The sequence below is a fragment of the Stenotrophomonas sp. genome (assembly GCF_032103445.1).
GTDB lineage: Bacteria > Pseudomonadota > Gammaproteobacteria > Xanthomonadales > Xanthomonadaceae > Stenotrophomonas.
On record NZ_DAMDFR010000005.1, the window covers coordinates 1 to 12,245 of the forward strand.

At 65.8% G+C, this 12,245-nt stretch carries 10 protein-coding genes; 6 read left to right on the forward strand and 4 right to left on the reverse strand.

Annotated elements, in window-relative coordinates; translation table 11 throughout:
- Window positions 1–43: 43 nt before the first annotated feature.
- Window positions 44–346, reverse strand: coding sequence for a DUF2388 domain-containing protein (locus tag RT551_RS03170; RefSeq protein ID WP_311191075.1), 303 nt, complete (start codon window positions 344–346; stop codon window positions 44–46).
- Window positions 347–407: 61 nt separating this feature from the next.
- Window positions 408–1,796: an FAD-binding oxidoreductase gene (locus RT551_RS03175; RefSeq protein ID WP_313455618.1), complete on the reverse strand. Its 1,389-nt coding sequence runs from the start codon at window positions 1,794–1,796 to the stop codon at window positions 408–410.
- A gap of 188 nt (window positions 1,797–1,984) precedes the next feature.
- On the opposite strand from RT551_RS03175, the gene serA reads away from it, so the two are divergent.
- Window positions 1,985–3,226 carry a phosphoglycerate dehydrogenase gene (gene serA, locus RT551_RS03180; protein ID WP_313455619.1) on the forward strand — a complete coding sequence of 414 codons (1,242 nt, stop codon included), beginning with the start codon at window positions 1,985–1,987 and terminating at the stop codon, window positions 3,224–3,226.
- Between the two features lie 30 nt (window positions 3,227–3,256).
- Here serA and RT551_RS03185 read toward each other — a convergent pair whose 3' ends face one another.
- Entirely contained in the window at window positions 3,257–3,838 is a 582-nt protein-coding gene (locus RT551_RS03185; protein WP_313455621.1) for an NUDIX hydrolase, read from the reverse strand.
- Window positions 3,839–4,039: 201 nt separating this feature from the next.
- On the opposite strand from RT551_RS03185, the gene RT551_RS03190 reads away from it, so the two are divergent.
- The 5 genes from RT551_RS03190 (at window position 4,040) to mtnC (ending at window position 9,403) form a co-directional block, all read left to right on the forward strand.
- Window positions 4,040–5,515 carry an amino acid permease gene (locus RT551_RS03190; RefSeq protein WP_313455623.1) on the forward strand — a complete coding sequence of 492 codons (1,476 nt, stop codon included), beginning with the start codon at window positions 4,040–4,042 and terminating at the stop codon, window positions 5,513–5,515.
- 60 nt (window positions 5,516–5,575) lie between these two features.
- The gene (locus RT551_RS03195) at window positions 5,576–7,003 is read left to right on the forward strand and encodes an amino acid permease (protein ID WP_313455625.1); all 1,428 of its coding nucleotides are present in this window, start codon (window positions 5,576–5,578) and stop codon (window positions 7,001–7,003) included.
- A gap of 337 nt (window positions 7,004–7,340) precedes the next feature.
- Window positions 7,341–7,976: a methylthioribulose 1-phosphate dehydratase gene (locus RT551_RS03200; RefSeq protein ID WP_125359231.1), complete on the forward strand. Its 636-nt coding sequence runs from the start codon at window positions 7,341–7,343 to the stop codon at window positions 7,974–7,976.
- 164 nt (window positions 7,977–8,140) lie between these two features.
- On the forward strand, window positions 8,141–8,698 hold the full coding sequence (locus RT551_RS03205) for an acireductone dioxygenase (protein ID WP_313455627.1): 558 nt from the start codon (window positions 8,141–8,143) through the stop codon (window positions 8,696–8,698).
- A gap of 3 nt (window positions 8,699–8,701) precedes the next feature.
- A complete protein-coding gene (gene mtnC, locus RT551_RS03210) occupies window positions 8,702–9,403 on the forward strand; it encodes an acireductone synthase (RefSeq protein ID WP_313455629.1) in 702 nt (233 codons plus the stop codon).
- Between the two features lie 93 nt (window positions 9,404–9,496).
- On the opposite strand, the gene RT551_RS03215 is transcribed toward mtnC, so the two are convergent.
- Window positions 9,497–12,109: a glycoside hydrolase family 2 protein gene (locus RT551_RS03215; protein WP_313455631.1), complete on the reverse strand. Its 2,613-nt coding sequence runs from the start codon at window positions 12,107–12,109 to the stop codon at window positions 9,497–9,499.
- Window positions 12,110–12,245: the final 136 nt, after the last annotated feature.

Genomic DNA, 12,245 nt, shown 5'->3' on the forward strand with positions numbered 1-12,245 from the left:
AGGACCGCCGCGCACTGGCGCAGGGCCCAGCGGCGTAAACGCATCAGCGCGCCAGCAGGGTCCGCGCCAGGGCCATGTCGCTGGCCTCGCGCTGGGCAGCATCACGCTCGCGCAGGTGCAGCAGCGCGGCTTCCAGACGGGCACCTCGGATGGCACCGTCGCTGGCCACGAAGGCGGCCGCGTCTTCGCGCGCGTCCAGCACCACCTTGTCATCATCGGAACTGGACGAGCCAGCCGACGAGGCACCGGATGCGGAACCGGCCGAGGAGCCGGCGAAGCTGGAAGCCAGGGCCGAAAGCGGCAGCGACAGAGCAAGCACGGCAACAACAAGAATCGGACGCATCATCAGGGTGTCATTCAGGCGGGAAAGCACAGAGCGTATCGGGTGCGTGAAGAACTGTCGCGTCCTACAGGTCAAAAACCTTGCCGGGATTCAGCAAACCTTGGGGATCAAACGAGCGTTTGACCGCCTTCATCAGCGCGATTTCGGCCGGGCCACGGGTGCTGTCCAGATAGCCCTTCTTGACCAATCCGATCCCATGTTCGGCGGAAATGCTGCCATCGAAGTCCTTCAGCACCTGCGCCAGCAGCTTGGTCACGTGCTCGCACTGCTGCAGGAACTCGGCGTCGGCGGTGCCGTCGGGCTTGAGCACGTTGATGTGCAGGTTGCCGTCGCCGATATGGCCGAACCAGACCACGTCGAAGTGCGGATAAGCCTCGCCGATCAGGGCCTGGGTCTGGGCCAGGAAGGCCGGCATCGACGAAATACGGACGGAAACGTCATTCTTGTACGGCTTGTAGCGCGCCACCGCCTCGGTGATGCCTTCGCGCAGCCGCCACAGCTGCGCCGCCTGTGCATCGCTCTGGCTGACCACGCCATCGCTCACCCAGCCCTGCTCCATGCAGGTCTCGAACGCGGCCATGGCAGCGGCCTCCTGGGCCTCGTCGCCGGCGGCGAACTCGGTCACCACGTAGAAAGGATGCACCTCGGCAAACGGGGCCTGTGCGCCATGCGCCAGCACGTGCTCCAGCGCGCGGTCGGTGAAGAACTCGAAGGCCTGCAGCTGCAGGCGCTCGCGGAAAGCCGCGAACACCTCCATCAGCACCTCGAACGAGGGCAGTGCCAGCAGCATCACGTTGCTGGCCGGCGGCGGGTCGGTGAGCTTCAGGGTGGCCTCGACGATCACCCCGAGGGTGCCTTCCGAGGCGATCAGCAGCTGGCGGAAGTCGTAGCCACTGGAGTTCTTGATCAGCCCCTTGTTCAGTTCCAGCAGCTCGCCGCTGACGGTGACCACTTTCAGGCCGGCAATCCATTCGCGCGTGTTGCCATAACGGATAACCCGGATGCCGCCGGCATTGGTGGCGATGTTGCCGCCAATCGAACAGGAACCGCGTGCGGCGAAATCCACCGGGTAGATCAGTCCGTGTTCCAGCGCCGCATTGTGCACCGCTTCCAGTGCCATGCCAGCCTGCACGGTCAGGGTGCGGTCCACCGCATTGAACGCCAGCGGCTTGTTCATCCGCTCCAGGCTGAGCACCAGCTCGCCGTTCGCGGCCACCGCCCCACCGGAGAGCCCGGTGCGGCCACCTGAGGGCACCACCGCCACGCCCTGGGCACTGCACCAGCGCAGCACCGCCTGCACCTCCTCCACGCTGGCCGGCAAGGCAATGGCGAGCGGGGCCGGCGTCCAGCGGCGGGTCCAGTCGCGCCCGTAATGCTCCAGGTCGGCCGCATCGGTCTTGAGCCGCAGCCCGGGGCAGTCCTGCAACAGCGATTCAAGGCGCGGGTCGGTCATGGCGGCTCAAGAGCGTTAAACCACCAAGGGTAGCGCACCACCGTTGGTGGTGCGACCGCCGCAAGGCGGCGGAACGCCCGGCGGAAAAGATGCATCTGAAACCACCGGCAATCCCCATGGCGCAACGCACCATCGCCGCCCCGTTCTGGCATAGTGGTCCACCCTCTCCACCGTGCTGCAGCGTACCCATGTCGCCGAAGAAGACCTCGTTCCCCAAGCAGGATATCCGTGTGCTGTTGCTCGAGGGGGTCAGCCAGACCGCCATCGACGTGTTCAGCGCCGCCGGTTATTCGCAGATCGAGGTGCACAGCAAGGCGCTGCCGGACGAGGAGCTGAAGGCGCGCATCGCCGAGGCGCACATCGTCGGCATCCGCTCGCGCACCCAGCTCAGCGCCGACGTGCTTGCCCATGCCAAGCGCCTGATGGCGGTGGGCTGCTTCTGCATCGGCACCAACCAGGTCGACCTGGAAGCGGCGGAACTGGCCGGCATTCCGGTGTTCAATGCGCCCTACTCCAACACCCGCAGCGTCGCCGAACTGGTGATTGCCGAAGCAATCATGCTCACCCGCGGCATTCCGCAGAAGAACGCCGAGTGCCATCGCGGCGGCTGGTCGAAATCGGCCGCCGGCAGCCATGAAGTGCGCGGCAAAACGCTGGGCATCATCGGCTATGGCCATATCGGCACCCAGGTCGGCGTCATGGCCGAAGCCATGGGCATGCAGGTGATCTTCCATGACATCGAAACCAAGCTGTCGCTGGGCAACGCCCGCGCGGCGATTGACCTGGACGACCTTCTGGCCCGCGCCGACATCGTCACCGTGCATGTCCCGGAAACCGCCGCCACGCAGTGGATGATCGGCGCGCCGCAGCTGGCGAAGATGCGCCCGGGTGCACACCTGATCAATGCCGCGCGCGGCACCGTGGTCGATATCGATGCACTGGACGCCGCCCTGCACTCAGGGCATATCGGCGGCGCGGCGCTGGACGTGTTCCCGGTTGAGCCCAAGGGCAATGGCGACGCCTTCGTGTCGCCGCTGACCGCGCATGACAACGTGATTCTGACCCCGCACGTCGGCGGCAGCACGCTGGAAGCGCAGGACAACATTGGTGTTGAAGTGGCGGCCAAGCTGGTGCGCTACAGCGACAACGGCAGCACCCTGTCGGCGGTCAACTTCCCGGAAGTCACCCTGCCCGAGCACGCCGACAGCCTGCGCCTGCTGCACATCCACCAGAACGTGCCGGGCGTGCTGTCCAAGGTCAACGAGATCTTCTCGCGCCACAACGTCAACATCGACGGCCAGTTCCTGCGCACCGACCCCAAGGTGGGTTATGTAGTGATCGACATCACCGCCAGCGAGGAGCAGGCCGCGGCGGTGCGCGAGGAACTGGCGGCGATTCCGGGCACGCTGCGGACGCGCGTGTTGTATTGAGGTAGGTACCGACCGGTGGTCGGTACGGCCTTATCGCGCCAACCACCGCTTCGCCATGCGCGGCAACGACTGATCACCATCCGGGGTCGCAATCGCCTCCGCCGCGACCTCGGCCACCGTGCGCCAGGCCAGCGCCAGCGACTCCTCGCTGACCACGAACACCTCGCTGCCCAGCGCCCGCACCACGTAGCGGGCGTCGTAATGCCAATGGCCTGGCACGTCCTTGCGCTCGGGAATCCAGTGCTTGTCGATGTCGAACAGCACCCCGTCCTCCAGTACCAGCCCGCCCAGGCCGGATTCCTCCTCCGCCTCCGTCAGCGCCACCTTGGCCAGGTCGCGCTCGCCGTCGGCATGCCCACCCAGCTGCAGCCAGCGGTCCAGCTTGCGGTGATGGGTCAGCAGGATGCGCTCACCGTCGGCGCTGACCAGCCAGGCACTGCCGGTGAAATGCCCGGCCAGCCGGCTGCGCAGGAACGGGTTCTCGGCATCGTCCAGAAGTGTGCTGAATTCGTCAGCCAGCGCGGCGTGTTCGGGGTGCCGGCGGGCGTAGTCCGCCAGTTGCTCACGCAGAGCGGCGTCTTGTCCTACAAGGGATTCAGAGTTCAGCGACATGGAATCGGGGGGCGCAGACGGATTTGACCCATTATCGCCGCCGATGCTGCATTTGCGCTTGTGCGCAGGCTTCAGCTTTGGCTAAGGTACAGCGGGTCGCCCGTTGGGGCGGCACCATCCCAATCAAGGGGGCGCGGCAATGTATCGCGCCCCGCTCATTCCATTCAGCGGGGCCTGGCCTCGCGTTACGGGAAGCACTGCATGCTGAAGTCTCTGTTGAGGGTCAAACCGGTGGCACCGGCCGGGCACGTCGATGCCGGTGAGCCGATCGAAGGCAGCCTGGATGGCGAAGCCACACTGAAACGGACCCTCACCGCGAGACACCTCATCCTGCTGGGCATCGGCGCGGTGATTGGCGCGGGTATCTTCGTGCTGACCGGCCAGGCCGCCGCCAACCATGCCGGCCCCGCCGTCATGCTGTCGTTCGTGATCGCCGGCTTCGCCTGTGCCCTGGCCGGCCTGTGCTACGCCGAGTTCGCGGCAATGATGCCGGTCTCCGGCAGCGCCTACTCCTATTCCTACGCCACCCTCGGCGAAGGCATGGCCTGGTTCATCGGCTGGTGTCTGGTGCTGGAGTACCTGTTCGCCTCGGCTTCGGTCGCTGTGGGCTGGTCGGCCTACCTGATCAGCTTCATCACCACCACGCTGCACATGCCGTTCCCGGACGCACTCAGTGCCGCGCCCATTGCCTGGACCGGTCAGGAGTTTGTCTCCTCCGGCAAGCTGTTCAACCTGCCGGCAGTGCTGATCGTGGCGGCGGTATCAGGCCTGCTGTATGTGGGCGTGACCCAGTCGGCGTTCGTCAACGCGATCATCGTGGCGATCAAGGTCACCGTGATCTGCCTGTTCATCGGCATTGGCGCAGCGCATATCGACCCGGCCAACTGGACCCCCTTCATTCCCGAAAACACCGGCGTGGACGGCCAGTTCGGCTGGAGCGGCGTGTTCCGCGCGGCGACCATCGTGTTCTTCGCCTACATCGGCTTCGACGCGGTCTCCACCGCCGCCGGTGAAACCAAGAACCCGCAGCGCAACATGCCGATCGGCCTGCTCGGCTCGCTGGCCGTGTGCACCGTGGTCTACATCATCGTCTGTGCGGTGCTGACCGGCATGATGCCGTACCACCTGCTGGGCACCGACAAGCCGGTCGCCACCGCGCTGGAACCCTACCCGAGCCTGGTCGGGCTGAAGATCGCCGTGGAAATCGGCGCGATTGCCGGTTTGTCCTCGGTGGTGCTGGTGATGATGATGGGCCAGACCCGCATCGCCTACACCATCTCCCGCGACGGCCTGCTGCCGAAGGTGTTCGGCAAGGTCCACACCCGTTTCCGGACCCCGTACGCGGCGACCATTGTGGTCGGTGTGATCGCCGCCGCGCTGGCCGGGCTGGTACCGCTGAACGTACTGGGTGAGCTGGTCTCGATGGGCACCCTGCTGGCGTTCGCCACGGTGTGCATCGGGGTCCTGGTGCTGCGCCGCACCCGCCCGGAGATGGAGCGGCCGTTCCGGGTCCCCGCCGTGTGGCTGATCGCCCCCTTGGGTGCGCTGATCTGTCTGTTCCTGTTCTGGCAGGCGTTCGCGGTGCACTGGCACCTGTTCGTGGGCTGGACCGTGCTGGGCCTGCTGATCTATTTCGGCTACGGCATCCGCAACAGCAAGCTCGCCAAGCAGTCATAATTCCGCAACGGGCCGGCCCAGTGCCGGCCCGTTCGTTTTCACCCGACAAGACCCAAACACATGCTTAAACAACTGTGGGCCACCAAGCACCCGCATGCTGCCCATGAAGATGCCAACGGCCTGAGCCTGAAGCGCCACCTGGGCCCCTGGGGCCTGACCGCGCTGGGCATCGGCGCGGTGATCGGCGGCGGCATTTTCGTGATCACCGGTCAGGCCGCAGCCAACCATGCCGGCCCGGCGATCATGCTGTCGTTCGTGCTGGCAGCCATCTGCTGCGCCTTCTGCGCGCTGGCCTATGCCGAGTTCGCCTCGATGGTGCCGGTGTCGGGCAGTGCCTACACCTATACCTACGCCACCTTCGGCGAGCTCTCGGCCTGGTTCATCGGCTGGATGCTGGTGCTGGAGTACGGGGTCTCGGCGTCGGCGGTGGCGGTCAGCTGGACCGGCTACTTCCTCAGCCTGCTAAGCCATTTCGATATCCATCTACCGGCCGCGCTGGTGAGTGCGCCGCTGGATGCGCAGTTGCGCCCGACCGGGGCGATTGCGAATGTGCCGGCCGCCATTCTGGTACTGCTGCTGACCTGGCTGTGCTACGTGGGCATCAGCAAGTCCTCGGCGATGAACATGGCGATGGTGGTCCTGAAGACCGGCCTGATCATCCTGGTGATCGTGGTTGGCTGGAAGTATGTGGACCCGGCCAACTGGACCCCGTTCATTCCGGAGAACCAGGGCCCGGGCAAGTACGGCATGGAAGGCGTGCTGCGCGGCGCGGCGATGGTGTTCTTTGCCTACATCGGGTTCGAGGCGGTATCGGTGGCGGCGCAGGAATCACACAGGCCGCAGCGCGACATGCCGATCGGCATGATGCTGTCGCTGGTGATCTGCACAGTGCTGTACATCGCAATGGCGGCGGTGATGACCGGCCTGGTGCCGTACAACCTGCTGGGCACCGACGAGCCGGTGGTGACGGCGGTGGCCGCGCATCCGCAGCTGGGCTGGTTGCGGGTGGTGGTGGAGATCGGCGCGCTGATCGGCTTGTCCTCGGTGGTGCTGGTGATGGTGATCGCACAGCCGCGCATCTTCATGATCATGGGCCGTGACGGGCTGCTGCCGCCGGTGTTCACCAAGATCCATCCGACCTACCGCACGCCGCACATCAATACGGTGATCACCGGCATTGGCATTGCGCTGCTGGCGGCGTTGTTCCCGCTGGACGTGCTGGGTGAGCTGACCTCGATGGGCACGCTGATTGCCTTCGCGGCGGTGTGCGCGGGGGTGCTGATCCTGCGCCGCACCCAGCCGGACCTGCCGCGTCCGTTCCGGATTCCCGCGGCGTGGCTGGTGTGCAGCCTGGGCGTGCTGAGCTGCCTGGCGCTGCTGTCGGCGATGACGCTGCACAACTGGATGCTCATGATTGGCTGGACGGTGATCGGGTTTGCGATCTACTTCCTGTACGGGTTCAAGCACAGCCGCCTTCGCGGGCGTTAACTCCGGACGCTTCTGGTAGTGCCGGCCGCTGGCCGGCTCCCCGGGGTATTCGGCGATCCCGCGAAGATCAAGAGCGGTGGCTCTGTATTGACCCCTGTTTGGGTGGATCGGGACGGGCGTTCCGGGGGACGGCGCAAGTACGTCCCTGTAGCCTCGATCGCCGCATCCATGCGGCTCACGCCCCCTCCAGCCCATCCCGACCCACCCTCGACAGAGGTCGTCGGTGACGGAGCCGAAAAGCAAAAGCGGCACTCCCGCAGCCTGTGGGCCGACCGGACTCCCCCAGGAAACCCGCTTTTCGCGACCAACCAACCGAAACCCCGTTAAAATCGTCAACATGAACACCCCCTACGACCCCACCCGCCTCAGCCAGCTGGCCCAGGTCCTGATCGACAACGTGCGTGAGCTGGCCCAGGCCGGTTGGACGCCGGCGACCAGCAGCAACTTCTCGCATCGGCTGGATGACCAGCATGCGGCCATTACCGTGTCCGGCAAGGACAAGGGCCGGCTGATCGAAGACGACATCATGGTCGTGGACTTCGATGGCCAGGCCGTGGGTCGGCCGCTGCGGCCGTCGGCGGAAACCCTGCTGCATACCCAGCTGTATCGCCGCTTCCCGGAAGTGGGCTGCGTGCTGCATACGCACTCCCCCGTGCAGACCGTGGCCTCGCGCCTGTATGCCGCGCAGGGGCACATCCGGCTGGAAGGCTACGAGCTGCTGAAGGCCTTCCATGGCAACAGCACGCACGAAATGGCCATTGAAGTGCCGGTGTTTGCCAACACCCAGGACATGAACGTGCTCTCGGCCCAGGTCGATGCCCTGCTCGACCAGCAGTGCCTGTGGGGGTATCTGATTGACGGCCACGGGCTGTATGCGTGGGGCCGGGACATGGCGGAAGCGCGCCGGCATCTGGAAGCGTTTGAGTTCCTGTTCCATTGCGAGCTGGAGCTGAGGAAGCTGCGCGGGCTCTGAACGCCCGTGTAGATGCACCCCGGTCGCGTACGGACGGCGCGCACATTCAGATTTCACGCGGATGGGGCATATGCTGCTTCCCCCGCGTCATTACGCCGCGCCCCCAACTCCGGGCTGCGGCTGCTACCCTTTAAGACCCCCGTTCCCACGTTCAAGCTGCCGCCATGAGCCGACTGCGCATCTTCAATGACACCGCCCCCGAGGCCCCGTTGCTGGACACCCAGGACGGCGTCGTGATCACCGATGAACTGAACAAGATCGGCGTGACCTTCGAGCGCTGGCAGGCGGCCCATGACGTGGCCCCCGGTGCCAGCCAGGACGAGGTGTTCGCGGCCTATCGCACCGATATCGACCGGCTGGTGGCCGAACGCGGCTTCAAGAGCGTGGACGTGGCCTCGATCGCCCCGGACAACCCCAACCGTGCCGAGCTGCGCAAGAAGTTCCTCGACGAACACTTCCACAAGGAAGATGAGGTGCGCTTCTTCGTCGCCGGCTCCGGCCTGTTCACCCTGCACGTGGGCGACAAGGTCTATGAGATCGAGTGCGTGAAGGACGATCTGATCGCCGTGCCGGACAGCACCACCCATTGGTTCGACATGGGCGAAGAACCCAGCTTTGTTGCGATCCGCTTCTTCACCGAGCCGGACGGCTGGGTCGGTCACTTCACCGGCACCGATATCGCGCAGAAATTCCCCCGTTACATCCCTACCCAGGCTTCCTGATCCATGTCGCATTCGCCCCGCGTTGTTTTGACCGATATCGAAGGCACCACCAGCAGCATCTCGTTCGTCAAGAACGTGCTGTTCCCGTATGCGCGCAAGGCGCTGCCGGCATTCGTTGCCGCGCATGGGCAGGAGCCTGAAGTGCGCCGCTGGCTGGACGCGGTGGCCGCCGAGATCGGCGGTGCCTGCCAGGACACGCTGGTGGTGGAAACCCTGCAGGGCTGGATCGACCAGGACCGCAAGCACACGGCGCTGAAGGCGCTGCAGGGCATGATCTGGAAGAGCGGCTACGAGCGCGGCGACTACCAGGCGCACTTCTATCCGGAAGTGGCCGCGGTGCTGAAGGGCTGGCACGCACAGGGCAAGTCGCTGTACGTGTACTCGTCCGGTTCGGTGCCGGCGCAGAAGCAGTTCTTCGGCTTCAGCGAAGCGGGTGACCTGACTGCGCTGGTGTCAGGCTGGTTCGACACGGAGATCGGCGGCAAGCGTGAGGCCGAGAGCTACCGCAACATTGTGCAGGCGATTGGTGTGCCGGCTGGGGAGATTGTGTTCCTGTCGGACGTGGTGGAAGAGTTGGATGCGGCGCGCGAGGCTGGTTTGCAGACCCGTCTGCTGGACCGCCTGCAGGATTACCCGCTGCCCCGCACCGGTGAGGCCACGCATGGCCACAACCGGGTTGAGAATTTCCAGCAGATCACGTTGTAGTACCAGCACCGCGGCGGACGCGCATGGCGCGTCCCTACGCGGCAATGTAGGGACACGCCATGCGTGTCCGCGACCCTCCCGGGCCGCGTTCGATTACCGGCCCATTGCCTCGGCCACGTGACGCACCCGCAACGCGTCCGCCAACGCCTTGGCACTCTGCTCCGCCTTCACCCGGATCCGCACCGGCTCACCCGGCACCAGATCCAGCGCGTTGTCGTCCAGCACGGCATCGAAGCCGTCGAACTCCACCCACACCCCGCGCGCCAGCTGTGCAGAGCGCAGCTCCAGCACGCTGTCATCACCCTCGCGAACCCAGCGACTGACGATCTTTGCCTGCGGCAGGCGCATGTCCTTGGCCGCAGCGAAATACACCACCTGCCGCGATATCACCTGCTCACCGTCCAGCAGCTCCGCCACGGCCACGGTGCGCTTCGGATCCGCCTTGCCCAGCAGCTGCGCATCCGTGAACCGCCCGACCTCCAACGCAGCCAACGGGGGCACCGTCACCGCCTTGCGCTCATCACTACGCACGCGGCCATCCACTCCCATCACCCGCAATCGCCACGCCCCGCGCAGCGGCTCGGTACGGTCGTTGAGCAGACTCACCCGGGTTACGCCCTCGTCGCGCAGCGCAGCGACGGCATGCCCGGCAAAGAACCGTTTGGCGTGGAAATGCAACGCCTTCCAGCGCCCGTCGTAATCAACGCTCGACCACGACGCGCCCGGCCACACATCATTGAGCTGCCAGTACAGCGAGCCCATGGTGTACGGGCGTGACGCACGATGGTGCAGCGCGGCCAACGCGATGCCTTCAGCCTGGGTGACCTGGCTCAGGTAGACGAAGTCATCAAAATTGCGCGGCGTACCGAACTCACGCTCGATGTACTGCAGCAGGCGCTGGTTGCCCTCGCCCGCCATGAACTTCTGGTGCGCCTTCACCACCGGGCTGTCCACCTGCTGCTGGTCGGCGGGAATGATCCCCTCCAGCGTGCGCAGCGATGGCCACGCCTGGAGGCCGTACTCGGACATGAAACGCGGGGTCTCGCGCAGATACGCCTGCACCGGCAGCGCCGGATTGCCCCACACCTGCCAGTAGTGCTTGTCGCCACGGGTGGAGTCGTTGGCCTTCTCGTCCAGGTCGTTGCTGGGCGAACTCGACCAGTACGGCACGCCCAGCCCATGCTCGCTCACCACCGCGCGCAGGTCTTGGCCGAACAGGTCCACGTAACCCTGCCATATCTTCTTCGCGAACACCGGGTCGGCTGCGGTCAGGTCGCGGCCGTGGCCCCAATCCTTCCAGGCGGTTTCTTCTTCGTTGTTGCCACACCACAGCACGATGCTGGGGTGGCGACGCAGGCGGCGCACATTGTCGCGCGCTTCGGCCACCACGTTCTGGCGGAACGCCGGGTCGTAACCGGGCTGCATGCCGCCGCCGAACATGAAGTCCTGCCAGACCAGCAGGCCGAGCTCGTCGGCAATGTCGAAGAACGTCGAATCCTCGTAGTAGCCGCCGCCCCAGTTGCGGACCATGTTCATGTTGGCGTCGCGTGCGGCGGTGAGGTCACGACGCAACCGCGCGGCGTCCACCCGGGCCGGGAACGCGTCAAACGGAATCACGTTCGCGCCCTTGGCGAAGATCGGCACGCCGTTGATGACGAAGGCGAAGCCCTGGCCACCATCGCGGTCCACTTCACGACGCAGTTCCACCGTGCGCAGGCCGGTGCGAAGTTGCTGCTCCACCCTGCCCTGCTTGCCGGCGTCGACCACGGTGCGCACGGTGTAGCGCGCCTGCTCGCCGTAGCCCACCGGCCACCAGCGACGCGGGTTGGCCAGCTGCACGGGTACGGAAACCACCTGGTTGCCCTTGCGCAGGCTGGCCTTCTGCTCGACGGTGGCGGCGACGCGGCCGTCCGGGTCGATCAGCGTCACCTGCACATCGGCGTTGCCGGCGACCGCGCGTTCAATCTCCACGTCCACCTGCAGAGTCGCCCGCGTTTCATCCAGCGCCTGCGTCTGCACGGCCACATCGGTGATGCGCTGCGCGTCCCAGCTGTCCAGCGTGACCGGACGCCAGATGCCCGCCGTCACGTAACGCGGACCCCAGTCCCAGCCGAAGTGGTAGCCGGGCTTGCGCACGAAGTTGCCGACCATCGCGTCCTTGGGCTCATCGCCGTAAGGGGATGGATAGTTACCGGCAATCTTGTGCGGCATCGCCTGCACGCCGGGCAGCAGCGTGGTGATCGGCGAACGGAACACGATGCGCAGGGTGTTGTCGTGCGCTTTCAGGCGGCCATCGACGCGGGCGCGCCAGGTGCGGTGGCTGTTGTTGGCTTTCAGCAGCGGGCGGCCGTTGAGGGTGACTTCGGCGAAGGTGTCCAGACCCTCGAAGGTCAGTTCGGCGTGCTTGCGGGCCAGCGTGGCAGGGTCCACGTCGAAGCGGGCCTGGTATTCCCAGTCGGCGAGGCCGATCCATTGCAGGCCGGCTTCGGGTGCGCCTGCGTAGGGGTTGGGAATCAGCTTGTGCGCTAGCAGGTCGGTGTGGACGGAGCCGGGGATCTGGGCGCTGCGCCACTCGGTGGCTTCGGGGTGCGCGGTGGCCTGGGCGTTGCCAGGGAGGAGGCGGAAGGACCATTGGGCCGCAAGCGGGGTGGCTGCGGCTGGCAGCGCCCAAAGCAGAATGAGAAGCAGAACGCCCAATCGCTGCATACATCCTCCGTAGAGCCACGCCCTGCGTGGCTTAGACCCACCCAGACACCGCGCAGACGCGCGTGGCGCGTCTCTACGGCCGATCATTGCCGCGAAGCCACGCAGGGCGTGGCAATACGGTCATTCCAACATCGCG